29 protein-coding genes and 1 pseudogene are annotated in these 24,204 nt (G+C 41.2%); 10 read left to right on the plus strand and 20 right to left on the minus strand.

The window, feature by feature from the left end:
• Nucleotides 1-26 precede the first annotated feature (26 nt).
• Entirely contained in the window at nucleotides 27-569 is a 543-nt protein-coding gene (locus C2M33_RS00120; RefSeq protein ID WP_105173347.1) for a DUF6942 family protein, read from the minus strand.
• Nucleotides 566-1,015, minus strand: coding sequence for a YaiI/YqxD family protein (locus C2M33_RS00125; RefSeq protein WP_054563136.1), 450 nt, complete (start codon nucleotides 1,013-1,015; stop codon nucleotides 566-568). Before C2M33_RS00125 ends, C2M33_RS00120 begins: the two co-directional genes overlap by 4 nt.
• Before the next feature lie 104 nt (nucleotides 1,016-1,119).
• Here C2M33_RS00125 and C2M33_RS00130 point away from each other — a divergent pair, with 104 nt between their 5' ends.
• Nucleotides 1,120-1,653 (plus strand): lipocalin family protein, encoded by a 534-nt coding sequence (locus C2M33_RS00130; RefSeq protein WP_063703833.1) that lies wholly within the window; start codon nucleotides 1,120-1,122, stop codon nucleotides 1,651-1,653.
• Between the two features lie 213 nt (nucleotides 1,654-1,866).
• Here the strand turns inward: C2M33_RS00130 and C2M33_RS00135 are convergent, their stop codons facing one another.
• The 3 genes from C2M33_RS00135 to C2M33_RS00145 are packed head-to-tail and all read right to left on the minus strand — an operon-like array spanning nucleotide 1,867 to nucleotide 4,141.
• The gene (locus tag C2M33_RS00135; RefSeq protein WP_063703831.1) at nucleotides 1,867-2,202 is read right to left on the minus strand and encodes a DUF3325 domain-containing protein; all 336 of its coding nucleotides are present in this window, start codon (nucleotides 2,200-2,202) and stop codon (nucleotides 1,867-1,869) included.
• The gene (locus tag C2M33_RS00140; RefSeq protein ID WP_105173348.1) at nucleotides 2,199-3,800 is read right to left on the minus strand and encodes a PepSY-associated TM helix domain-containing protein; all 1,602 of its coding nucleotides are present in this window, start codon (nucleotides 3,798-3,800) and stop codon (nucleotides 2,199-2,201) included. Before C2M33_RS00140 ends, C2M33_RS00135 begins: the two co-directional genes overlap by 4 nt.
• A complete protein-coding gene (locus tag C2M33_RS00145; protein WP_206769705.1) occupies nucleotides 3,797-4,141 on the minus strand; it encodes a hypothetical protein in 345 nt (114 codons plus the stop codon). Before C2M33_RS00145 ends, C2M33_RS00140 begins: the two co-directional genes overlap by 4 nt.
• Before the next feature lie 201 nt (nucleotides 4,142-4,342).
• Between C2M33_RS00145 and C2M33_RS00150 the strand changes: the two genes are divergently transcribed.
• From C2M33_RS00150 to C2M33_RS00165, 4 genes are read left to right on the plus strand one after another with little or no spacing between them, the layout of a single operon-like run.
• Nucleotides 4,343-5,035, plus strand: coding sequence for an aspartate/glutamate racemase family protein (locus tag C2M33_RS00150; protein WP_105173349.1), 693 nt, complete (start codon nucleotides 4,343-4,345; stop codon nucleotides 5,033-5,035).
• A 9-nt stretch (nucleotides 5,036-5,044) separates the two neighbouring features.
• Nucleotides 5,045-5,407, plus strand: coding sequence for a VOC family protein (locus C2M33_RS00155; RefSeq protein ID WP_062565443.1), 363 nt, complete (start codon nucleotides 5,045-5,047; stop codon nucleotides 5,405-5,407).
• Nucleotides 5,408-5,426: 19 nt separating this feature from the next.
• Nucleotides 5,427-6,008: a uracil-DNA glycosylase family protein gene (locus tag C2M33_RS00160; protein ID WP_105173350.1), complete on the plus strand. Its 582-nt coding sequence runs from the start codon at nucleotides 5,427-5,429 to the stop codon at nucleotides 6,006-6,008.
• Between the two features lie 3 nt (nucleotides 6,009-6,011).
• Nucleotides 6,012-6,746, plus strand: coding sequence for a phytanoyl-CoA dioxygenase family protein (locus tag C2M33_RS00165; protein WP_063703822.1), 735 nt, complete (start codon nucleotides 6,012-6,014; stop codon nucleotides 6,744-6,746).
• Between the two features lie 48 nt (nucleotides 6,747-6,794).
• Here C2M33_RS00165 and C2M33_RS00170 read toward each other — a convergent pair whose 3' ends face one another.
• A complete protein-coding gene (locus C2M33_RS00170) occupies nucleotides 6,795-7,352 on the minus strand; it encodes a hypothetical protein (RefSeq protein ID WP_063703820.1) in 558 nt (185 codons plus the stop codon).
• Nucleotides 7,353-7,464: 112 nt separating this feature from the next.
• Between C2M33_RS00170 and arfB the strand changes: the two genes are divergently transcribed.
• A complete protein-coding gene (arfB, locus tag C2M33_RS00175; RefSeq protein WP_063703818.1) occupies nucleotides 7,465-7,878 on the plus strand; it encodes an alternative ribosome rescue aminoacyl-tRNA hydrolase ArfB in 414 nt (137 codons plus the stop codon).
• 135 nt (nucleotides 7,879-8,013) lie between these two features.
• Nucleotides 8,014-8,331 carry a hypothetical protein gene (locus C2M33_RS00180; protein ID WP_063703816.1) on the plus strand — a complete coding sequence of 106 codons (318 nt, stop codon included), beginning with the start codon at nucleotides 8,014-8,016 and terminating at the stop codon, nucleotides 8,329-8,331.
• Between the two features lie 25 nt (nucleotides 8,332-8,356).
• Here the strand turns inward: C2M33_RS00180 and C2M33_RS00185 are convergent.
• The 6 genes and pseudogenes from C2M33_RS00185 to C2M33_RS00210 all read right to left on the minus strand — a co-directional run bounded on the left by C2M33_RS00185 (nucleotide 8,357) and on the right by C2M33_RS00210 (nucleotide 13,056).
• Nucleotides 8,357-9,390: pseudogene (locus tag C2M33_RS00185) on the minus strand (DUF2955 domain-containing protein).
• 13 nt (nucleotides 9,391-9,403) lie between these two features.
• Complete coding sequence (locus tag C2M33_RS00190) at nucleotides 9,404-10,465, minus strand: HlyD family secretion protein (RefSeq protein ID WP_063703812.1); 1,062 nt, start codon at nucleotides 10,463-10,465, stop codon at nucleotides 9,404-9,406.
• Between the two features lie 4 nt (nucleotides 10,466-10,469).
• Nucleotides 10,470-10,946, minus strand: a complete 477-nt coding sequence (locus C2M33_RS00195) for a MarR family winged helix-turn-helix transcriptional regulator (protein WP_058584360.1) — start codon at nucleotides 10,944-10,946, stop codon at nucleotides 10,470-10,472.
• A gap of 135 nt (nucleotides 10,947-11,081) precedes the next feature.
• Nucleotides 11,082-11,507, minus strand: a complete 426-nt coding sequence (locus C2M33_RS00200) for a TlpA disulfide reductase family protein (RefSeq protein WP_158685541.1) — start codon at nucleotides 11,505-11,507, stop codon at nucleotides 11,082-11,084.
• A 47-nt stretch (nucleotides 11,508-11,554) separates the two neighbouring features.
• The gene (locus C2M33_RS00205) at nucleotides 11,555-12,445 is read right to left on the minus strand and encodes a spermidine synthase (protein WP_063703807.1); all 891 of its coding nucleotides are present in this window, start codon (nucleotides 12,443-12,445) and stop codon (nucleotides 11,555-11,557) included.
• A complete protein-coding gene (locus C2M33_RS00210) occupies nucleotides 12,430-13,056 on the minus strand; it encodes a fused MFS/spermidine synthase (RefSeq protein ID WP_063703804.1) in 627 nt (208 codons plus the stop codon). The genes C2M33_RS00205 and C2M33_RS00210 overlap by 16 nt, the downstream gene beginning before the upstream one ends.
• 192 nt (nucleotides 13,057-13,248) lie before the next feature.
• Here C2M33_RS00210 and C2M33_RS00215 point away from each other — a divergent pair, with 192 nt between their 5' ends.
• A complete protein-coding gene (locus C2M33_RS00215) occupies nucleotides 13,249-13,707 on the plus strand; it encodes a GyrI-like domain-containing protein (RefSeq protein ID WP_063703802.1) in 459 nt (152 codons plus the stop codon).
• Nucleotides 13,708-13,786: 79 nt separating this feature from the next.
• Here C2M33_RS00215 and C2M33_RS00220 read toward each other — a convergent pair whose 3' ends face one another.
• Nucleotides 13,787-14,293: a hypothetical protein gene (locus C2M33_RS00220; RefSeq protein ID WP_063703800.1), complete on the minus strand. Its 507-nt coding sequence runs from the start codon at nucleotides 14,291-14,293 to the stop codon at nucleotides 13,787-13,789.
• 133 nt (nucleotides 14,294-14,426) lie between these two features.
• Here C2M33_RS00220 and C2M33_RS00225 point away from each other — a divergent pair, with 133 nt between their 5' ends.
• Nucleotides 14,427-15,437, plus strand: coding sequence for an alpha/beta hydrolase family protein (locus C2M33_RS00225; RefSeq protein WP_105173352.1), 1,011 nt, complete (start codon nucleotides 14,427-14,429; stop codon nucleotides 15,435-15,437).
• 41 nt (nucleotides 15,438-15,478) lie between these two features.
• Here the strand turns inward: C2M33_RS00225 and C2M33_RS00230 are convergent, their stop codons facing one another.
• The 6 genes from C2M33_RS00230 to C2M33_RS00255 all read right to left on the minus strand — a co-directional run bounded on the left by C2M33_RS00230 (nucleotide 15,479) and on the right by C2M33_RS00255 (nucleotide 22,613).
• Nucleotides 15,479-16,531, minus strand: a complete 1,053-nt coding sequence (locus C2M33_RS00230) for a HupE/UreJ family protein (protein ID WP_158685542.1) — start codon at nucleotides 16,529-16,531, stop codon at nucleotides 15,479-15,481.
• 96 nt (nucleotides 16,532-16,627) lie between these two features.
• On the minus strand, nucleotides 16,628-17,851 hold the full coding sequence (locus C2M33_RS00235; RefSeq protein ID WP_063703793.1) for a DUF3500 domain-containing protein: 1,224 nt from the start codon (nucleotides 17,849-17,851) through the stop codon (nucleotides 16,628-16,630).
• A gap of 293 nt (nucleotides 17,852-18,144) precedes the next feature.
• Nucleotides 18,145-20,475 carry a S9 family peptidase gene (locus tag C2M33_RS00240; protein ID WP_105173353.1) on the minus strand — a complete coding sequence of 777 codons (2,331 nt, stop codon included), beginning with the start codon at nucleotides 20,473-20,475 and terminating at the stop codon, nucleotides 18,145-18,147.
• A 94-nt stretch (nucleotides 20,476-20,569) separates the two neighbouring features.
• Complete coding sequence (locus C2M33_RS00245) at nucleotides 20,570-21,370, minus strand: DODA-type extradiol aromatic ring-opening family dioxygenase (protein WP_105173354.1); 801 nt, start codon at nucleotides 21,368-21,370, stop codon at nucleotides 20,570-20,572.
• Nucleotides 21,371-21,482: 112 nt separating this feature from the next.
• Nucleotides 21,483-22,115: a thiopurine S-methyltransferase gene (gene tmpT / locus C2M33_RS00250; RefSeq protein WP_105173355.1), complete on the minus strand. Its 633-nt coding sequence runs from the start codon at nucleotides 22,113-22,115 to the stop codon at nucleotides 21,483-21,485.
• A gap of 9 nt (nucleotides 22,116-22,124) precedes the next feature.
• Entirely contained in the window at nucleotides 22,125-22,613 is a 489-nt protein-coding gene (locus C2M33_RS00255; RefSeq protein WP_063703782.1) for a DUF2938 domain-containing protein, read from the minus strand.
• Nucleotides 22,614-22,713: 100 nt separating this feature from the next.
• Here C2M33_RS00255 and C2M33_RS00260 point away from each other — a divergent pair, with 100 nt between their 5' ends.
• Nucleotides 22,714-23,595: a LysR family transcriptional regulator gene (locus C2M33_RS00260; protein ID WP_063703779.1), complete on the plus strand. Its 882-nt coding sequence runs from the start codon at nucleotides 22,714-22,716 to the stop codon at nucleotides 23,593-23,595.
• Here C2M33_RS00260 and C2M33_RS00265 read toward each other — a convergent pair.
• Nucleotides 23,590-24,165, minus strand: a complete 576-nt coding sequence (locus tag C2M33_RS00265; RefSeq protein ID WP_063703777.1) for a DJ-1/PfpI family protein — start codon at nucleotides 24,163-24,165, stop codon at nucleotides 23,590-23,592. The two genes, C2M33_RS00260 and C2M33_RS00265, sit on opposite strands and share 6 nt — an antisense overlap.
• Nucleotides 24,166-24,204 lie beyond the last annotated feature (39 nt).

Here is a 24,204-nt window from a genome sequence, read left to right on the forward strand (position 1 = left end):
AACTCAATAACGCAATAAACCAGAAACTAAGAAAAAATATCGGCAACAAGCTGGCTAAGTCGTGCAATTTTAATATTGCTTAGCTGGCGGTAGTCAAAATAGGGGCTGACAATCACTTTATCTGATTTACTAATGGCAAATTCATCATCAAGCCAAGTTAATTGGCAATGCAAAAGCCCGTCATTTATAAGCTGTTTAGCATGAGTTCGCCCTGCAATTATATGTAATTGCTCTGGTTTGCCTAATATCGGTGGGCTAAACAGTAATGCAGTTTGGCTATGTGCTTGCAGTAGTTGTTCATCGCGAAAGCTCTGCCAATCAGGTGCTCTTTTAGCAAAATCATAATATTCACTTGGTAGTGCAAAAAGTACTTTGCCATACACATTAAAAACTTTGCGCCAACCATTGCCACATGCTTGGTTTATTTCGTTTATTTGGCCGGGTTGCATTACATGCAAATGCTTAAGCTGTTGCCAAGCAGGCATCGGCGGGCGCTTTTCTATATAAACAGCGACTTTAAACGCCTCATCACCAAAACCTTGCAATGGCGCACTATTAACGACACTCATGACTTTTTAGCGAGGATTCGATCAAGATTATTTGCAAAGTTTTGGCGGTCAGCTTGGCTTAACGGCGGTGGGCCACCGGCCATTTCAACGCCACTTGAGCGCATTGTTTCCATAAAATCACGAACATTTAAACGTGAGCGAATGTTTTCAGTCGTATACAACTCACCGCGTGGATTAAGCGCTTGTGCGCCTTTTTCGATAACTTCAGCAGCTAAAGGAATATCACCGGTGATCACCAAATCATTTGGCTCGATGCGCTTAACAATTTCGTTATCGGCAATATCAAACCCAGAAGATACCTGCAAACGGCTAATATACTTTGAAGGGGGTACTCGCATCGCATGGTTCGCCACTAATGTGGTAAAGGTTTGTGTGCGCTCTGCGGCACGAAACAATATTTCTTTAATAACGACGGGGCAGGCGTCTGCATCAACCCAAATCTTCATGCTGTTCTCAATCTTTAATTTTAGACATTAATAGTTTACCGTAATTGAACTAAATTAGTGCTATTAACGTATTAATTTGTTTAATTTTTAAAGGGAGTAAAAACGTGCAAACATCATTAAAGTTAATCGGGATTTTGTGCATCACTGCCATTTTGTCTGCATGTACTGGCGTGCCAGACAACATCAAACCCGTCGATAATTTTGAGTTAAACAAATACACAGGGACTTGGTACGAAATTGCACGTTTAGATCATTCATTTGAACGCGGCCTTGAGGGCATTACCGCCGAATACTCAATTAACCCTGATGGCAGTGTAAAAGTTATCAATAAAGGTTACAGCGCTGAAGAGCAAGAATGGCAGCAAGCTGAAGGTAAAGCGAAGTTTGCAGAGCAACAAGACATAGGCCACTTAGAAGTCTCATTCTTTGGGCCATTCTATAGCTCATATGTAGTATTTGAATTAGATAAGCAAGACTATCAATACGCTTATATCACGGGTTATAACAAAGAGTATTTATGGTTTTTGTCGCGCACACCGACCGTGACAAAACAGCAAATGCAGGACTTTATAAACACAGCAAAAGAATATGGTTTTAAAACAGACGAGCTTATTTATGTTGACCATAGTCGCTTGTAAAGGGGCTTTACAACTGTCTTTAAACTATCACTAATGTGCAACACAACTGTAATGGATGCTAGGCAAACTTAGCGTCGTTAAATTGAAGCAACATGTGATCCCCCAATTTAATCCCCTGCTTGGGTAGGCATTGCCTACCCATTTTTTTTTAAACAATTTGCTCCATTAAGCATTATTGCAAATTGGCATGAGATCAGTTTTTTACTAACTAAGCTAGAAAATCATCACCGAAAAGCCACACAATAGCAAAACAGACATAGTTAATACGCTAACATGCTTTACCCATGAAACAGTAAAACTGTATAAAATCATGAGCATAAGTACACTTAAAGCCATATAACCGCAAAACAGCAATGCGCCGTACCCAGCATCTGACAGCACGCAAAGCACTAAACTTAGTAAAATACTGATCCAGCCGCTTAATAAAAAGCTATTTCGCTGTTTTTCGGTTAATTTCTTTTTGAATACATCACGGAAATGATTGAATTTTGCAAGTGCAAAACAATTAAACCCTAAAAAGCAGAGACTAAATTGCAGTAACTCCATCATCCTTGTTGCTCCTTTAACAGCCTGTTTTTATTTAATTTAGTCTTATTTGTAGCGGTTTTATGGCTAGGTATTTTTTTGCTTTGTAGTAAAAACAGCAGCCCAGCACAAATAAACGCACTATCAATACCGAATAAAGCCCACTGCTGAGTTAGTAAATACGTGATCCAATTACCATCTGTTGTCAGCGCATTTACCACAGGTACTATTAAGCAAGCAGCCGCGTTAAGCCAAGCACTATAGCGCCAGTGGCGTTTTTCTCGGCCGATCACAGCGATAACTAACATCGCCAGCCAAGCTAAGAAAAACACGAGTATTTCTTTATCGGCACGCCCAGCTAACTCTAAAGGTAATAAACGATTGGCAATGAAGAACGCTGCGGTTGCAAGGGGTAAGCCCATCAGTGTGGCTAAATTTAGTGTCTCAACGAGCTTAAGCCCAAAGCTTGGTTTTTGGCCTGCTTTGAGTCTCTCGCGTAAGCGCTTAGCCCACATGATGCAGCCTGTAGCTATCATGGCACAGCCTGCAACACCACAGAAGAAATACAACCAACGCAGTAAAGGCTCCGCTAAGCGACCGCTATGTAATGCTGTCATTGAGTCATAAAACTGCGCCGAAGCGCTCCAATCTTCGCCTGAACTCGCTTCAAGCTCACCTGTTACACCATTGAATAAGTAGCGTGGTCCGTTATCTACAACCTCTTTGCCGGTTGCCAAATAAACCACAATTTGTGAGGTCGCTGTATTGGCATTTCTTACAAACACATAGCTAATGTCAGCATTCGGTGACTTAGTATAAATCTGATCTAATACATCTTTGATTGCCACCATAGGGCGCTGCTCTTCACTAGGTTTGGCACGTTTGTTAATAGGCAATGCCTCATCAAACATTTGCCTTAAGCCATTTTCATATACGGTTTCGGCAGGGTAGGGGAACAGCATAAATATCAACGTGATAATTCCCGTGTAGGTGATCATGATATGAAATGGTAATGCCAGCACCGACGAAACATTGTGTGCATCAAGCCAACTTCGGCTACCTTTGTTTGCTCTAAAGCTAAACATATCTTTAAAAATACGTTTGTGAATCACGATGCCAGTTATAAGCGCAACCAACATAAATAATGAAGCTAAACAAACAATTATCCGCGCAGTAAATACATCTATGTAATGTAAATCAAAGTGCAAACGATAGAAAAAATTCCCCCCTTTAGTTTCTCGAGGCTCGGGCAATTGTTCTAAAGTATTAGGGTCTAGATACGTATAGTTGAAAGGTGCACGGCGCTGACCAGGCTGTTTAGGCTCAGCAAACCCATAGCTTAAAACAGAGTTACGCGGCTCAGGTAAGTTTATTCGCCAAGATAATGAATTAGGTGCCTGTTGCTGTAATTGCGCAAACACATAATTAATTTGATCGGCTTGAGACTGAACCCGTTGCGCCTGATGCTGCACATGGTGTGTTTCGGGCTTGGCCCAAATAGTGATTTCATCCTTAAAAAAACTGATGGTGCCAGCAAAAAAGATTAAGAACAGTAACCAGCACACCAGTAGGCCAACCCAGGTATGAAGCCAGGTCATTGAGCGGAAAAAGCTCTCTTTCATAACCATCCCTTAATCAATGAAAGGGCCAGCAATTGCCCACCAGTTGTTAGTAAAATAGTGATCCAAACGGTCTTTAAAGACTTAACCGCAAATACCCAAATAAACACACAACAGTAAAAAAATACCGATAGAGTCGTGGTTAGCAGCACGCTGTCGAGTTTATTAAGTGGTAATAACACAGCGAGTAATGAAATAAGCACACTGGTAAAGGCGTAACCACCAATAATGGCCGCAACGAAACGCAAAAACACAGCAACACGATAAGATAGGCTCACAGAGCGCTTTTTAGCTGTATTTTTAGGGCGATTGGTTGTCACTGCATCTAATGATTGAGAATGCATGATAATCCCTTAAAAAATAACACGAGAAGAAAACCCCGTATTATATCGCCGACAAACAGAAAAGATAGTAGTTATCATTTGCATGCACGTATTAAATAATGAAACAGAACCAACTAGGTCGAACTGTTAGTAAAATAATGATCTGCTAGCTTTGTTTTGTGCAATATCATATGGTGTTAAGTAAATAAAAAGGGAGTTGTAATGAAAACAATAGGCTTAATCGGTGGCATGAGTTGGGAGTCTACACAAAGTTACTACCAGCTTTTAAATCAAGGTGTTAAAAACAAACTTGGGGGTCTGCACAGTGCCAAGATAGTACTCGTCAGTCTCGATTTTGCAGAAATAGCAGTGCTACAACAGCAACAAGATTGGCCACAGATGGCCGAGATACTCATTAAAGCCGCTAAGCAAGTTGAAGCTGCGGGCGCGGATTATTTATTAATTTGTACCAACACCATGCATAAACTAGCTAAGCAAGTACAAGATGCGGTTGCAATTCCTTTGTTACACATTGCAGATGCAGTTGGTGAAAACCTGATCCAACATAACTTCAAAAAAGTGGCTTTGTTGGGTACCCAGTTCACTATGGAACAAGACTTTTACAAGCAACGCCTAGCAGATAAATTCGCCATAGAGGTGTTAATTCCTGATGCACAGGGGCGTGAAACAGTGCATCGAGTGATTTATGATGAACTATGTAAAGGCATCATCAGCCCAGAATCTAAAGCCGAGTATTTAACCATTATTGATAATCTAACTCAGCAAGGTGCTGAAGCCATTATTCTTGGTTGCACCGAAATAGCCTTGTTAGTTCAACAAGCAGATACATCGATTCCACTACTTGATAGTACAGCACTTCATTGCGCTATGGCGCTTGAGAATAGTTTAAATTAGGAGCACACCATGTCGAACCACCATAGCCTAAATTATGTTGAATTTGCTGCTAAAGATTTAGCCGCAACAAAAGCATTTTTTCATCAGGTTTTTAAATGGCAATTTACCGATTATGGCCCTGAATACACGGCCTTTAGCGCTGAATCAGCGGGCCTTGATGGCGGTTTTTATCAAGCCCCATTAACTAGCTTAACCAATAATGGCGGCGCGCTACTGGTGCTTTATTCAAATAATATTAAAGAGACACAAGCGCAGGTAGAAAAACACGGTGGCACAATTATTAAGCCTTTGTTTGATTTTCCTGGAGGCTGTCGTTTTCACTTCACAGAGCCAAGTGGTAACGAGTTAGCAGTTTGGTCAAAACAAGCATAGATCATATTTTTACTAACTCATGAGTACTCAAACACTAATAGAACAAGTTAGTAAATGCGTGATCTGCGAGCCTCATTTAGCTCTTGGGGCGCGGCCCGTTATTCAATTTAATCCTCGAGCTCGTATTTTAATTGCCGGTCAAGCGCCAGGAACTAAAGTACATGAAAGTGGCAAACCTTTTAATGATGCAAGCGGGCAAAGGCTTCGCTCTTGGCTTGGTGTAACAAGCGATGAATTTTACGATGAGCACAATTTTGCTATCTTGCCGATGGGTTTTTGTTACCCTGGCAAAGGAAAATCAGGTGATTTACCGCCAAGAAAAGAGTGCGCGATTGCATGGCGTGAAAAGCTCTTAGCGCAACTAAATAATATTGAGCTCACCATTATCTTAGGAAAGTATGCGCAGGCATATCATTTACCCCACACTAAGCAGCTGCCCTTAACTGAGTTAGTAAAATCGTGGCGTGAATATTGGCCAAATTACTTGCCACTGCCTCACCCAAGCCCTCGCAATAATATCTGGCTAAAGAAAAATCCGTGGTTTGAGCAACAAGTATTGCCTGAGCTTAGTAGTAAAATACGTGCAATTTTAGCAAGGTAAAAAATGGAAAATAACTTTTTTGCTGAAAATGGCTACTACCATGTAAAGGGCCTTTACACAGAGAGTGAGCTTAGCAAGGTAAGGCCAATTCTCGATAAATTTCATCATCACTGGTTGCAAGAAAACCAACCTTTTTACCAATCCAGAGGGATTAATAGCTCAGGTTTGACTGGCGCTGCATGTTTAAGTGTTGAGGAAAAGTTTGCTCTTTTTGAGTTTGTCAGCGCTAACACTCTATTGAAACAGGTTAAAGGTATTGTTGCTGATCCTCAGTTTATGAATACTCAACTATTCTTTAACCCTTACAACTCTAAACAAGCAAATTATTGGCATCGCGATATGCAGTATCACTTAGAGCTTGATGCGCAAAAGGCCGCTCTTAGCGGCCCTGAAGTATTACATTGCCGCGTTGCTTTTGAAGATGAACCGGGAATAGAACTAATACCGGGTAGTCATAAAAACTGGGATTCTGATGAAGAGTTAACTGTTAGATTAGAACAACAGGGCGCTAGCAATAGTGACTCACTGACTCGCGGTAAAAGTGTGGCACTCAAAAAAGGTGACTTACTCATATTTTCGGCAAATATGATCCATCGGGGCTTGTACGGCATGAATCGTTTTGCCCTTGATATTCTTTACTTTGAACGTCACTCAAGCCTTAATGAGTTTGTACAAACTGGATTTTTACCAACTGCAGAACAAAAGCAGCAGCTAAAAAACGCGATGGTATTTGAGTAAGCACAAAAAAAGCGGCTTCTTAGCCGCTTTCTTTATTTTATTGTGCTGTTACTGCAACATTGCGAACAATTCTTTTAACTGCGGCATATACTGCTTAACTAAGTTAACGTTACTTTCGCTAACATCTGCTGTTGCAGTACTTGCTTTAACACCTTCTAAAGCACCTGCCATTGAGCGAGTCCCCGCATCAGATGATGATGCCGTAAGGCTTTGTAAACCACTCATTGCTTGATTTACACGTTGCTTGTTCTCTTCTGACATACCCGCTTTAAGGTTTTCTAAATACGCCATTGATACCTCTGAGCCAACAGTAACTAACTGCTCAGGTGTGAAACCATATTGCTTGGTCAGGGCTTCAAACTCTGTGTATAGCTCGTGATCTTTAATGTGGCCTAATGCATCCATTACTGACGAACTGTCAACACCATCAGAACTACCTAGCATACCACCGAGATTTACAGTATCTAATTCAGACTGATTTTGTGACCAATTGACCACAGCAGGTAAGGCTTTTATATAACGCTGTAGCTGGCTTTCAGTAATATCTTCTGCGAAACTAGAAAAGCTCATCGCCAGTAGACTAATAGAAATAAGTAGTGCTTTCATCGTGATCTCCTTTCTTTCAAAATGGTTAGCAATTGGCTCACATGATAGAGCGATTATGTTTGGCCAATTACAAATGTTACAATACCTTTTTTACCACAGTTAACTGAACCTGATGTTAATTATTTCTAATACCGTCACAATTGATGAATGGGAGCTCGACTTTAGTGCGATCCGCTCGCAAGGTGCAGGCGGCCAAAACGTCAATAAAGTAGCCACTGCAATTCATCTTCGTTTTGATATTAAGCGCTCAAAACTACCTGACTTTTACAAACAGCGTTTACTTAATTTAAATGATTCTCGAATTACCAAAGAGGGCGTTATTGTCATTAAATCGCAAAGTCATCGCACGCAAGAGATGAACAAAGAAGACGCGCTTAATCGTTTGAAAGAATTAATCGTTAATGCCACACAAGTACAAAAGGCGCGCAGAGCGACAAAACCAAGCAAAAGTTCTCAGAGAAAACGCATGGACAGCAAAACCAAAAGGGGACAAACAAAAGTATTAAGAAAAAATGTAAAATTCTAACTTTCACATCAGAAGATCGTGTCAAAAATAAGCAGAACTGTAAAGAAGTGTAACTTGTTAACAAAGTTAATTGATGGTTAATCCTGCCGCGTCTATAATAGTCATACAAACTCACCACTAATGAAGGAGCCGCGTATGGGCCAGAAATCACGCATTGTTGCCGCTGCAATGATAACGCTGTCAGCTTTGCCTATGTCGGGCTTTGCTGTAGATTCATGGCAAGCCGGAAACGCGTATCCGCAAGGTAGTGAAACCTGTTATAACGAAATTCTTTATAAAGCCAGATGGTGGGCAACTCCAGGTGAAGAACCTGGTAGTTCACAATGGGGCGCTTGGGTTGCAGATGTCGCCTCAAAAACCTGCGTACAGAGTGTTGTAAAAAAACAAGACGATTTACTTAAGTCTTTACCCACCATTTTCGAACCAAATAATAAAAAAGGGAGTTCTGATTAACTCCCTTTTTTGTGCATTTTGATTTTTAATCAAACGTATGATGCCTTGTTATTTCAAAGCGATTTAAGATGTGATGCATTATATACACCGCACATAAGCTCAATATATCGCCACAGACACTGACGAAAAACGATACAGCGCGCTGTATACGAGATCTTGTCCCGGCCCTAATGACTGACCAAACAAAATACCAAATGTGGTGATAATACCAAAGCCTACACCCGGAATACCGCCACCAATTATGTGATAACGACTAAAGATAAAAGTCAAAATCCACAGAATTAACGCCGGAAATATCAAAATATCGGTGTGGTTATACAAAAATAACTGTGCCACTAACGCTAAGTTACACCCAATTAGGGTGCCTATTGCACGTTGCCACGCGGCCATACCAGCTGCTTTCCAGCACAACGAAAACAATATCAGTACCGAGGCTGCTTGAGCTGAAATTGAATCCTGTAAATCAAAGACCTGAAATACAACAAATGATAAAGTCGCTACGGTTGAACAAAGTAATACTTCATGGCGTATACTTTCTTTTGCTTTCTCTGGCATTACCCGACCTTGCCGTGGTGCAACATCAGGGAATAAACCATGCATTAGCATCGAAAACAGCACAGTTACGACAACTGCAACAGCGTTACTAATGATCAGCGGATAAATACTGACACCACCGCCGGTGTAGGTCGAAAAATGTAATTGAATCGACAAACTCACCACCGTTGTGGCGCCAAATAAAAAGTTAGCACCACGGCTCATTTGATAGAACAAAAAGGCAAAAGCGATAAAGCTCATCATCGTCATTACCACAGGCAGGTGTGCAAACAACCCTTGCACAACCAGCACAAACAGCGCACTGAACACCGCGCCTGCGTAAAACTGACGAATAATATGCATGTTAAGCACAGGCACTAAACCAAGCAATAGCATAGGATAAACAGTAAAAAAGATACCATTCGGCCAGTTCATCAATTTTGCCAGTGAAAACCCTAATGCTGAGCCCGTAGCAATGCGTAGTGCTTGGCGTAAGCCATTACCATCGAGTTGCAATACTGACATAACTCACCCAGCCTTAGTAAATGAAGTGCAGAACACTAATGAAGCGAATTTGCATGCTTGCAAACCAACTGCCAATGCTAGAGTCAGGCAAAAGCTGTACGGTTGCACGCGCACCACTTGGAAATTTTGCCAGCATCTGATGTTCATCTAGCTTAATATGAATACGTTGACGCTGTGCATCTCGTACCCAACGGTTGCTGCTTTCAGTGGCACTGAGTAAACCGTTGGCATTAAGCTGGCCATCACTCACACCCGCTTCAAAACTAACAATTTTGCCTGTAAACACTTTGCCCGGTAGCGCATCAAAGCTGACTTTTGCAGTACTACCAATTTGCACGTGAACTAAAGACTTTTCACGAAAATCAGCCACTAAATCAGCTTTATTAGCAACAATCGCCATTAACGGCTGACCCTTATTAGCATAGGTACCCGGTGTTACCTGTAAGTTTGCTGTTTTACCGTCGGTATCAGCTGTCACTGTGGTGTACGACAGGTTTAGTTTTGCTTGCTCAAGCTGGTTTTGAGCATGGCGAAGCGCTAAATTGTCATCCCCTATTTTACCGCGCGCTAATTTAGCCTCGCTAAGCTGGGCTTCAATTGCAGCCACATTGGCTTTGCTTGATTGATAGTTCGCATTGATAGTTTCGTACTCTTGCTCTGAAATAGAACGCTTTTTCAATAGCGACTCACCGCGTTCAAACAGCAACGTTTGTTCATGTAGCTTAGCTTGAGCAGCCGCTAACTGTGCTTCTATTGCCTTCACACTGCTATCTAAACGTTGGTTTTGTAGTTTTGCATCATCATATGCAAGTTCAGCTTGTTGCACGGCAAGCTCAAAAGGCTCATCGTTAATCTTAAACAAGGCTTGCTGTTTTTCGACGGCTTGATTATTAGTCACTAACACGTCAGTCACACGACCACTTACCTGTGGGGTCACTTGCACAACCGGATGATACACACGGGCCTGCGGTGTAACAGGCATATACAAATCGGCAATCACAAAATATAAAAATAAAACAATAAAACCCGCTAAAGAGATTTTTACGTAACGGGCAAACTTTTGATCTGGTGTCATAACGTTACTTATCTCCTGAATAATGACGGATACACTGACGGGCATTCTGTTCCATCTGAATTAAGCCATGCGCCATGGTATCGAGTTGCTCAGTGGTTAAATCGGCATAAAGGTGCTCTTTCACATCGGCAATAATCACCTGCAATGTGTCTAACAATTGTAGACCTTGCTCAGTGAAGTACAGACGTTTACTACGTTTATCTTCAGCGTCAGCTTTACGAGCAATAATCTCTTGTTGCTCAAGCTGCTTAATAGTGCGAGTTAGTGAAGGCATTTCAATGCCTAAGCTATTTGCCAACTCTTGTTGCGTACAACCTTGGTTTAAATGAAACAGGTGCATCATCGCAGTCCAGCGAGATTGAGTAAGGCCCAAAGGCTCAACCGCCAAAGTGACAGCATCGCGACATAAACGATGCACACGGCCCATACTGCCGCATAATGTTAAATCAAGAGTTTCGTGAAAAGGGGGAGTGGAAGACATGATGCGCTCCATTTACTTAGCATGCTAACTATTTTAATGTAGTTAGCATGCTAAGTAAATATTAGTGCAATTAATAAAATAGATAGCTGTGTTCGATAAAAGCGAACAACAGCAAAAGTTATCTACCTAATCACACTATTTAGCAATTAACTCTTTGATATGGCTTTCATAGAGGTCTAATTTATCAGCAACAAATCCTGTGTGTTGGAATCGTACTATGCCTTCTTTATCAATTAAAAAGCTGCTCGGCATCCCTTTAAGTTGGTATTGCCTGCCAATAACAGCATCTGGGTCGTAAATAATATTAAAGTTCACTGCAAACTCAGCTAAAAATGCATCGGCATCACCGCGCTCAACATCAATGTTTACAGCAACTACTTTAAGGCCTTGCTGTTGATACTTGCTCTGCATGGCAATAAACCAAGGAAATGACCGTCGGCACGGGCTGCACCAAGACGCCCAGAAATCGAGTAACACGACTTGCCCTTTGTATTGATTTAATAGTTTAGACAACTGCTGCTGACTTGCAGCTAAAGGTGGGGGAGAAGGGGGCTCTGCCATAGCAGCAGAGCTCGTAATTAAAAGACATGCAATTAAGGCGTATTTGATCATTGATAATTTAATAAATTCGCTGGTGAATATTGGTCAGTGAGTACCTTGGTATCCGCGGGCCAATCTTGATTACCCTTAGTATAAAACAAATGTTCACGCAGTAACTGCAAATCAACATCGTAAGGGGTTAACTTATTTGCGAGTTTATTGGCGCGTTCTGCTAATTGTTGCTGGCTAGGCATAGTCTCGAATCCTGCCAAAATAATGCGATTAGAGTTTTCATAGGTCACAACATTAACAAAGTCACCAAACACATCAAAGTAAGTTGCCGACTCATGCTGGTACAATTTACTCGATGAAAAAGTATTTGCTGCAACAATGCCGCCATCAGCCAGTATACTTTTTACTTCTGCAAAAAATTCCTTAGTGAGAAGGTGCTCAGGGATATAATCGCCATTAAAGGCATCAAGAATAATCCAATCGTACTTTTGTTTTTTAAGTGCGGCGCGTTTAATGAAAATACGGCCATCTTGCACTTTTGACGTCACGTTATCGGTTTCTACAAAGCTAAAATAATCACGGGCAACTTTTATTACCGCAGGGTCAATTTCGACATTTTCGATATGAGCGCTAGGGTAAAGCTCATGAATGGTATTAGAGAGTGAACCTCCTCCTAAACCTATGATCAGTACATTTTTAGGATCATCAATAAATAGTAAGCTTGCAAACGTCATTTTGGTGTAATTAAACACCAGCTTTTTAGGCTTACTTTTATACATACAGCTTTGCGTACTTTTACGGGTTTTTTCGTTAAATTTTAAACACAGTAAATCGCCAGTCTTCTCCACTAAAATATTGCGATAAAGCGAGCGCTCTTTATGTATTACTTCGGCTAAGCTGCTAAAAGGCAATGTCATGATCAAACAAAGCATTAAGATTCTAAACATACAGCACGCTCCTTCGTTTTTAATTGACTAACAGCAATTGCAAGCAAACCAAGCGCGCCTAATACCGCTGCAAAGGTTTTAATGATGTCGTTAACATCAAACGCTAACACCATATAAAAAGAGGTAATAATCGTACCAAGCGCACTACCTAGGGTGCTCACAAAATACAAACCACCGGCAACCTGACCACTTTTTTCATGATCGGTAACCAATAATCGCACTGAGTAAGGTGAGATCATGCCGAGTATTGTTGTAGGGATAAAAAACAACGCCGTTGATGCCAGCAACGAGCCGTAACGACTGTCTTCAATATGGGTGAAAATAAAGGTCATAATTGGCTCTGCAAACAATACAATTGGCACCACCATAATGCTTGCCACAAAGAAAATGAGTCCATATTTAGTTAACGAAGGATTGCGGGTTGAGAGCTTGCCGCCAAGTAAATAGCCGATAGATAAGCTCAACATAAATACAGTGATAATACTGCCCCAAATATGCACACTGCTACCAAAATACGGCGCTAAAATTCGCCCGCCTAAAAGCTCAATTCCCATAATACAAAAACCGCTACTAAAGGCTAGAAAGTAGATAAGCGCATTGATTTTATTCATTAAACACCCGCTGATTTTGTTGTTATTTTACCCATCTTAACCTGATGCAGATAAGGATGCCATGACTGTTTTTTAAGCTGTAAAGGCCGTTGACAAAATATAGTCTTTTTAAAATAAATAATTAAAAAGGCTAGGTTAAAGTACATGTGCTCTGGTATTTTACTGGGAACAAATTAAGCAAGGATAAATGCAATGGATCAGCAAGTAACACACATCAATATCGACAACCCGACAACTTTATTTGGCCTCAAAGTTCGCACCTGCAATATGAATGAAATGAGTGGCGAAGGTGCCAAAATAGCTGGCTTATGGCAGCAGTTTTACACAGACATAGCGCCAAAATTAACCCCATCTAGCCAAGTTTATGGCGTGTACACTCATTATGAATCTGATGTCACAGGGGAGTTTGATGTCTTTGCGTGTACTGATCTGCAAGTCACATCATCAGAGATAGAACAAACGACACTCGCCACAGGTAACTACCTTCGCTTTAGTGGCAAAGGTGCAATGCCACAAACCGTTATCGATGTTTGGGGTCAAGTTTGGCAGTACTTTAGTAATGAACAGTGCCCGCATATTCGAGCATATAAAACTGACTTTGAGTTTTATAAAAGCAGTGAAGAAGTTGAAGTATTCATTTCGGTTGAATAACGCCAAACCCTAATTTTAGTGTAAAGCCCCATTACAGATAAAGCCGCTTATTGCGGCTTTTTATTTGCTAAAAGGTATATTAATCCTTGTTGTTATCTTCAAGAATAAGATTCTTTAAAATGGGTCGTACAACGACCAAGATTAAAGTAATAAGTACTATCGCGGCCATTATTATGCGAACTAATCGGAGAAACCATTCAGTTTGATGAATAGGCCTATTTTCCTTTGCTTCTTGTGATTCAAGTAAGGCACATGCTTGTGGTATTGAACTAAATGTATCTTTATTTGGATAATCAAAGACGAAACCTACTTTAGCAAGTGCTAGCCTTGCTTGGTCTGAATGAAGAACATCGACGTACAAAATATGATTTTTAATATCAGCCTTGTAAGGGATCTCTTCAACGTCCAGTACATCGACTATCTTGACGGCATTGACTAAGCGCATATCTTGTACCAAAGGCCGGTATTCAGGAGCTCGAGACCATATAATTACAAATATAGCGAACCCCAAGGATAAACATAATAACCCCCACAAGGTGTAACGCTTAGGTAGTAACTCTAATATATGCGGCGGTTTATTGCTCATTATGACTTCCAATTCAATAAGTTAACTTTCATAATATAAAAGTTTTGATACGTAAAAAAGTAGTTATATACAAATAACCATCATTTAAGTTACTGTGGATTCGTAACTTTTAGTCACCAATAAGGATGTTGTTGTGTATAAATTACTACTCTTTGCCAGCCTATTTCTCGCTGTTTTTTCTACCAGCGCAGCGAAAATTATCGATGATGAACATGTCACAAAAGAAACAGACTGCTTCACAGGCATCTTTGCTGACTATGATTCGTGGCACCAATTTATTGCGCAAAAGAATAAACGCAAAGCTAAAAACGAAGAAGCATACTTAAAGCGTATTAAAGCCTTTGAAGAAACCTTTCCACAAGAAATGTTCGATAACTTTAAAGCTAATTTAACCTGCCATAATTTTAAATATCAGGTCGATAATGTTGAGGTGCTTGGTTATATCATCAAACCTAAAGTCATCAAGAATAAGCTTCCAGTATTAATTTATAACCGCGGCGGCAATGGTAATTTTGGCAATGTTAATTTTGCAGCAATGATGCGTAATTTATTTCCTTTAGCAGAGCAAGGCTTTGTGGTTATCGGCAGCCAATACCGCGGTACATTAACTAAAAATGATGACTTAGATGAGTTTGGTGGCAAAGATGTTAACGACGTACTTGCGCTTATTGATTTTATTCCGCACATAGCAAATGCAGATGAAAACCGTATTGGCATGTTAGGAGCGAGCCGAGGCGGCATGCAAACCCACCTTGCCATGCAACACACAAACAAGATAAAAGCCATTGTAACCATTGCTGGGGCGACCGATTTAGTTAAAGAGCTTACGTTTAGACCTAACATGGAAAAAAACGTGTATGTGCGTCGTATTCCCAATTATAAAGAGAACAAACAAGCAGAGCTTGAAGCACGCTCTGTTATGAACTGGGTTGATAAGCTATCGCCTAAAGTGCCCATATTACTTATTCATGGCAGTGACGATAAACGAGTATCGGTCGAGAACTCAATTCAATTTGCCAAAGCACTAGATAAGCATCATATACCCCATAAACTTGTGGTGTATGACGGTGACAATCACTTTTTAATGAACCATAAAGAACAACTAGAATCAGAACTAGTTAATTGGTTTAACACCTATTTGTAACTTTGTTTTAAAAGTAAGAAGGGCCAAATAAGGCCCTTTCATTACACACTTCGCTCAATAATCCAATAGCTCGCAGCCGCCATTGCCAGCACTGATAATGTAATTCGAATAGCATTATAAAAATAAGTTCTGGCAAGCATTGCTAGCACGGGTACAACGCAAATAACGATTAACAACTGCACAGTTTCAATACCCAGATTAAATGCAACCAATGCAACGATAATAGCCTGACTATCAAACCCCATATGGCTCATTTCTATCGCGAATGCTTGACCATGGATAAGCCCAAAAATAAATGCTATCCACATAGCTGACTGCGAAAAGATCGGCCTGATTGCATTCAACGCCGAAACTAAAATAGAGGCCGCAACCAAAATCTCAATTGGCTTTGCAGGAAATGAAATATAACCAAGCGTCGTCAGGGCTAGCGTTAATGAGTGTCCGAGTGTAAAGAAGGTGACAATTTTAGCTACCGACATAACACATTGGCGCACAGGTGCCACTGATTGCCAGCGCTTATTGGCACTAACTAGAGGGGCGGGCAAAATTAAACAAAGTAAAAATAGCAAATGATCTATACCCGCTGCAATATGGCTCATACCATTTACAAACATCAGCTTAAACTGAGACCATGCAGTGATTTTTTCAGGCTCTATAAATAAGGTTTCGCGCTGATAGCGGATCAACCCTATGGTTGCTATGTCTTGACTTGCTTTAAGTACTTCATGCATATCGTTGCGATACGAAACATAAATTTTGTGAGTAACAACTCGGTGTAAAATGGCATTGTAATGCAAAGAAAAACCACTGGTATCAAAATTATCTGGTTTGATAAATTGCATCTTCATTACCATAAACAGTACGTTATCAAATTCATGGATAGCAAAATCATCAACCTTTTGTGCTGTTAACGACTGAGAATTTTGTGTTGTGATACTTACATGTGTTTGCATGTAGTCTTGTAAAGCCGAGAAATTAACCTGCTTTAGATCATCACTTTGTGAAGGAAATAAACTTTCATCAGCTAAACGTAATTGATCGAGGGGTATATAAATTTCGAGTTCAATCTGTGGTTTATGCGTATCAATAAACACAGAACTCGTTGAAGCAGAATGGGCAAAGGCTTTGGTACAAAAGAGGCTGACCAAAAAGGTCAGCCCAAATAGGAGATTAATTACTGCTTTCATGGCTTATAAATTATTACCATAATCCCAGCTCTTATCCCTGAACATTGTATGGTAGTGAGTTTCATCACTGATAATCACCCCATTTTGACACGCCACCTCAATCCAAAGGTTAGGGCCATCAATACGCATATAAGTCCCGGCAACATCCACATCAACACCAGCCGATTCAGTGCCAGCCCAGGCAATGTAGGTATCTGCATAAGCAGAACTCGTTACATAGCTTAGCGTTAAGTTTTCAACCACTTCTTCAGGGTAGTCGTTGATCCACTGCTCGATTGCTGCTGTAACCAGTGCTTGTTGATCCTGCGTTAAACTTGAAACAAGGATCCCTTTGCGATTATCACCTGTAGGGTAATCAGTTGGTAACGTACCACTTCCGTTATCTGGGCCCATTAATACATCTGAATAGCTTTCACCGCTTAAGTAAGCCTCAGCAAGCTCAGACTCACTTAACGAGTCAAACATAGCAACGAGGGCATCACCTTCATCCGCAAGCGGGGCATAGCTTGCTGAGTCTAGTTCAAAGCTGACTTTAGGTTCAGTACCAATATGGTTTGGCACAGGGTAACCATCGCCATTTAAGTAAGTAATGTTATAAGCTAAGTGGTGACCACCTAACTGCAACATCCAGTCGCCGCTCACATCTGGGTCGCCAAAAAACGCCAGATAATATTTACCAGATGAGTAAGCAGAACCACCACCTAGCTCATTTAAATAATCATCCGCAGCAATAACACCTAAGAAATCTTGATAGCCATCATCACTCAGCGCCGCTTTCGCAACCATCATCGCCGCTTCAAGTGATTCATCGTCTAATGCCCCAAGTTCAATACCATTACGACTTACATTGCCCGTCGGTAAGTTTGACCACACAGTTCTTGCTTCAGAGTCTGAATAATCAAGTTGTAAATCAGCAAGTTCATCTTCATCTAACGTGTCGATTAATGCATTTGCAGCACACACGAGTGACTCTAGGCTGGTATCGAGCTCACAGTCACCTAGACTGATATCGCTGAAGTCACTGACACTAATTGAACCTGAGCTACTTGAAGAGCCACTGTTGTCACTACCACTGTTGTCAGTACCGCTGTTATCAGTACCACTGCTATCGCTAGTCGATGTATCTGTATCTGATGACGACGATGAGTCACTGCCACCACAAGCCGCTAAGTTTGCCAATAAGGCAACTACAGCCAGTGATTGCCACACCTTTTTACCTAATTTCATAACCAAATTCCCTACATGAATTATTGCTTAAAAAATTACCACAGAGGCAAGGTTGAAAAGTGTAGAAAATATGTAGATCACCAAATGAATTATGGAATTTTATTCACGAAACAAGCCCATCTAATGAGGCTTAAGAGGTAGCTTAATACTTTTAAATTGGTGCGGGTTATTTTGTGCAGCCTAATGCGGAAAGCTCAAAACGAATCGCTTATTATCTGTAACGGGGGTTTACAGTTTGCATAAAAAAACCGCAGCTTAACATCTAAGCTGCGGTATTTTTTAATAAAGCATATTTACTTATTTAGTAGATGCTTTTCGAAGAAGTTAGCCATCATAGTGTGATAGTGTAGGGTAGTGCCTTCACCTTCACGGAGGCTGTGAGAACGGTTCGGGTAAGAGAAAAACTCGAACTGTTTATTGTGCTTAACTAATTCGTTAATTAAACGCTCTGAACCTTGGTAGTGTACATTATCATCTCCGGTACCGTGGATCAGTAGTAACTTACCTTGCAGGTCTTTTGCAAAGGTGATCGGAGAGGTGTTGTCGTAACTTTCAGGATCGGTATTTGGGTTCCCCGCATAGCGCTCTTGATAGATAGTATCGTACAAGCGAATATCAGGCACTGGTGCTGAGGCAATACCCACTTTATATTTATCACCATGGCGGAATAACAAATTAAGCGTTGAACTACCGCCACCTGAGTGACCCCAAACACCAACACGGTCGGTATCAATGACATCCCAACGTTTTGCCATTGCATCAAGGGCGTCAACTTGGTCTCGTACGGTAATAGAGCCTATTTTTTTGTAGATAGATTTACGCCAATCTCTACCTTTTGGTGCGCGTGTGCCGCGGTTATCAACTGAGGCAACAATAAAGCCTTGCTGAGTTAAATACGACTTGTATAAGTAACTGTCGCCTTCCCAGCGGTCTTGTACTGTTGAGCCCCATGGCTCACCATAGACATAGAAAACGATTGGGTATTTTTTGCTTTTATCCATATTCGCTGGGAACATGATGTAGCCATCAAGCTCAACACCATCGCGCGCATTAACCGTAAAGAACTCGTGAGTCGGTAATTGCTCAGTCGCTAATTTCTCTTTTAATGCTTTATTCTCAACTAAGGTTTTCACATTGCTGTGATCGCTTACTTTGATGATCTCTTTCATTGGTGGCGTGCCAAACTTAGAGAAGGTATGCATCGCCCAAGAGGTATCTTTAGACATGTAATAGCTGTTTGAACCATCGAATGACGCTGGCGTTACACGCATTGGCTTAGAGCTGCCATCAAGCGAGGTACGGAATAAATAACGTTGGCCAGGATCATCCGGTGATGCAGTAAAGTACATAACGTTTTTATCTTCGTTGAGCGCTAGCATATCAATGATGTCGTACTCGCCCGGTGTTAAATCAACAACAGTTTTGCCATCGCGAGATACACGGTATAAATGACGCCACCCATCACGCTCACTGTGCCAAATAAAGAACTTACCGTCTTTTGACCAATTTGCTTTATAAAACCACTCAATAAAGGCATCGTCTTTATCTTCAAGAATTTTAGTCAGCTGCTGTTTTTGCCAGTCGAATAACCAAACCTTGTTGTGGCTTTGCGGACGGTTAAGATCTTGGATCATCAAAGATTCACCAGTGCCTGCCCAGCTAATACGTGGAATATAACGATCGCGATTATCACCACCTAGTTCAGCCCAACGGGTTTTCTTGTCATTAAGACTAACCACACCCACTTTAACCGCTGAGTTCATCTCGCCGGCTTTTGGATACGGGAATTCTTTAAGGGTAGGGTAGAGATCATCGGTGTTATTGATCATAGTAAAGTATTTCACGCCACTGGTATCAAGCTGCCAATAGGCAATTGATTTGTTGTCTGGACTCCAGCGGAAACCATCACGAATAGTAAATTCTTCTTCGTATACCCAGTCAAAATTACCATTAACAATGGTGTCGTTACCATCAGTGGTTAAAGCAGTCAAAGCCTTGCTACCCACTTTTTCCATGTAGATATTGTTATCACGCACGTAAGCTACTTTTGAGCTATCAGGTGAGAACTTAGCAAACATCAGCTTTTTCGCTTCGATGTTTTCGCCACCTAACTGATATAGCGAATCAGTTTCGAGGTTTAAAAGCCAAAAATCACCACGGCTACGTGAGCGCCACACTTGCTCGCCATTGGTAAAAACCATCAGCCATTTACCATCTTTAGACCATTGGTAGCTTTCAACGGTGAGTGGCTCTTTATCACCTTTGGGAATTAATTTTTCGTAGCTAACAAGTACCTTACGACCCGTGCCATCGGCGTTATAAAACACAATATCATTGCCTTTTACGCCGTGCTCATCGTCTTTAGCTTTGTCGTCTTGGTTGTTTTTATCGCTTTCGCGCTCTTCAAGTACCGTATAACCAGTACCATCATCGAGCCACGTAAAATAGGTGCTACGCTCAGCTTTAAAGTCTTTTTCTTTATAAATTTGTTCAAGCGAGAGCGGATTAGCCGTTGCGTTCACTGTTGCTGATGGCGTGCTCGCTTGCTCTGTACTTGAGCATGCTTGCAAACCTAAACCCGCAACCACAGCAAACGCAAGGGTTGATGTTTTTATTAAGTTCATTTTGTTGTTCCTAGGTTTTAACTTACCTAGCGTACCAAAATAAACTTATAAAATCTGAGCTTTTATCGTGTTATCAGGGGGGTTGAACTTAAACTCAATCGTCCCACAAGAACATACTGGCTTGCTTGTTGGCAATACGTAGTTCGTAGATATCACTACAAGGGCGCATCGCCGCACCATAGCAAACATGTAACGGCAATAAGTGCTCTTCGCGAGGGTGACTAAAACGCGCCGCAGGGGCCATTTGCCACTCTAAGAACTTAGCTTGTCGCTGCTGCTCACTCAGCTCAGTATTGCCACATACATCGACTAACCATTGCTCAAAAGCGATATTTTGCGCTTTAATTTCAGCAGTTTCAGGCGTGAAAAATGCGCGCATATTATGAAAAGTAAAGCCAGAACCAATGATCAATAAATTATCGTAATCAAGCTGTTGTAAAGCCTCACCTATCGCTAGGTGTAAGCTTGGCTCAAGGCTTGGATGTAACGACAATTGCACACAAGGTATATCTGCCTCTGGATACATAATCTTCAAAGGCACATACATACCGTGATCAAAGCCACGAGATGGGTTTAATGTGCTATCGATATTAGCCTTTGCCAATGCTTGATGTACTTTTTCGGCAAGGGCTGGTTCGCCAGGGCTTGGGTACTCAATACTGTAAGCAGGCTCAGGAAAACCATAGTAATCATAAATTAGCTCTGGAGCAGCGCTCGAAGTGATGCTAATTGGGTTCGCTTCCCAGTGTGCACTCACCATCAAAATAGCTGACGGCTTTTGAATTTTTGTAGCAATAGACTGCAAACAAGTAACCATATCAGCATGACTTGGATCGCCAAATAAAGGCATAGGACCGCCGCCATGTGAAACAAAGAAAACGCGTGGCTTTTGCATAAATGTGCTCCTTAAATACGCTTATCTCTATAGTGCACGCACAGAGGTACAATAACTAGCCACAAAAACGCACAACTAGGGTGTGAATTTACACACCACTAGTTTGTAAGTACTAACTTAAATACCAAGCAACGTTCATGGCGGGGATTTGCCCTCTTAAGCCACCTTCGAGAGGCTCTTTGCACAGTAATGTTAGCTGATAAAAAGCATCGTAGTGCTGATGTAGCTCATCGGCGACTACACTAAACGGCGGACCCGAAAATTCATTTTGCTGATACTCAAAGACCACCACTAATTGTTTAGCTCTATTGGTCAACTCTAGTAAATGCTGGGTATAGCGAATGCGCATGGGCTTTGGCAGCGCAACTAAGGCAGCACGGTCATAAACCGCGTTGATAGTGCCAAGTTCATTCGCGGTCAGTGCAAAGATATCACCTACCCAAACGGTTAGATTTGCGCCTTGGTAACGTAATAGCTCGCCGTGTTGGCTGATTTCGGGTTCTAGTTTTAACTCATCAAATAATTGCTTAATGGCAATCTCACTAAGCTCAGCCCCAACAACACGCATACCTTGCGCGAGCAAATAATGAATGTCGTGAGTTTTGCCACACAGTGGCACAAAAACAGTATCGCCTTGCTGTAAATTTAAGTTAGTAAAATAGTGATCTAGGTAACGGTTAACGTCTCCTTCATGAAAACCTATTTCGTTATTTTCCCAACGTTGATGCCAATGCTTTGCGTCCATTACTTACTCCTAAATAAATTGAATGAATTGAGCTGATAAATTTAATCCGACACCAAAAAGTAGGTGAGTTACAGCACTTTTTAAGCGGGCTTGAAGTGGGTTTGCTGTTTTCGTAGCCATTATCCCCATCCCTAAAGCGGGCTGCATAACAAAAAATGGCATAGATACGCTAGCTAATCCAAATATACATGCAGCGATTAAGGTGGGCTGTTCAAGCCAAGCAATACCGACCAGTAATATAAATAAAAACGAAAATAAAACACCAATAAAGTAGTGGACGAACCAGCCAAACACGCACTCAAAATGCTTAACAGGGCTAGCTGCTATATTCTGGTGCATAAACTTTCCATCTAATAACCCCAAGCCCCAACGGCCAACTAAACAAAAGTTTAATGAAGGGATCTTAAACACTTTAGCCAGCAAAAAAGCATAAAGATCAATGAACAAAGTCGCCGCTATGCCTACAAAAGTTATCACATAAATATCATTAACACTCATTATTAGATGCTCTTAAATGATTTAATAAAAGGCATGATATCTAATTGCAAAAGTGCTAAAAATAGTAAGATAAACAAACTATGATTGCATAAATGAGATCATGATTGACGATATCGCTCTATTCATACAGATTGTTAAGCAAGGCGGCCTAAGTAATGCGGCTAAGAACTTGTCGCTGCCTACCGCAACAGTGTCGAGACGCTTACAACGACTTGAGCAACGCTTAGGTGAGCAGCTATTAAATCGCTCAGCAAGGCAATGCACGTTAACGCAAGCAGGGGAGGTGTATTTTCAAAGTTATGTTGAATTAATTGAGCAATTTGAACAAACTCACCGCCAGCTTAATGAGCAAAAAGCACAATTGTCAGGAAAGCTTAAAGTTTTAGCACCTCTGAATATTAGTCATGGTTTCTTAAAGCCGATGTGGCTCGCATTCACTAAACAGTACCCTGATATTCAACTTGAGCTACTGCTTAATAACCAACTTGAAGATCTCAGTAAAAGCCAAGCTGATATAGCAATAAGAGTAGGGCCGCAGGCTGATTCTATGCTCCATCAGAAAAAGTTAGGCAGTGTTGATACCTTATTTGTAAGCACTAAAGCATACCTTAATTCGGCATCTGCCATAGAAGAGCCTAGTGATTTAAAACAACATAGGTTAATTGGTACCACGTTGAGAAATAAGTGGCAGCTAACCAATACTCAAACGAATGCAACTTATACTCACATGTGCCGATTTGCTAGTACTTTTAACGATACTGGATTTGTAAAATACTTAGTTTGTGATGAGCAAGGTATCGCTTTGTTACCTCGGTTTGAGGTTATAGATGAATTAAAATCTCAGCAGCTAGTTCAAGTACTGCCACACTGGCGAGGAGAAAACCGCGACATTTATGCAATCTGGCCAAGCGCACGTTTACTGAGTAAAAAGGCTGCCTGTCTAAAGCAGTTTATAACCGACTATATTGCTGAACAATTATAAAGTCTGCCATTGATATTCCATCTGTTTGGCAGTCAGTAGGGCGTGTTCGTAACTAATAAACTCAGCGACTAACGCTAGGCTCATATCAATGCCAGCAGAAATCCCCCCTGAGCTGGTAAACTTACCGTCGGTGACCCAACGAGTATCTGCAATCACGTTAAGATCAGAAAACATAGCAGCCAGCTCAGGTTGATCTTGCCAATGAGTCGTGACATTTTTACCGTTTAAAAGCCCAGTTTTAGCAAGCAAAAACGCCCCCGTACAAACACTCGCAACACGCTTGGTGTTAGTGGCTGTGTGTTTTAACCAAGTAATAACCTCTGCTTTTTCGAGCTCTCGTGTATGGTCGCCACCAACCACAACAAGGAGATCAAGCAAAGGGCAATCAGCAAAGCTGTAATGGGGGTTTACACTATAACCACCACGGGCAAGTACAGGCCTATCATTTTCGGCAATTAAACTCACTTGCCAGTCATTATTCGCTAGGCGCTTGGCAGTACTAAACACCTCAAACGGACCTGAGAAATCGAGCACTTCGGCATCATCATAGATGTAAATTCCAATATTCATACAATTGTTCCTATTATGTGGATTTATTTCTCAAGTAAA

This window comes from Pseudoalteromonas sp. T1lg122, assembly GCF_002964825.1.
Taxonomy (GTDB): domain Bacteria; phylum Pseudomonadota; class Gammaproteobacteria; order Enterobacterales; family Alteromonadaceae; genus Pseudoalteromonas; species Pseudoalteromonas gelatinilytica.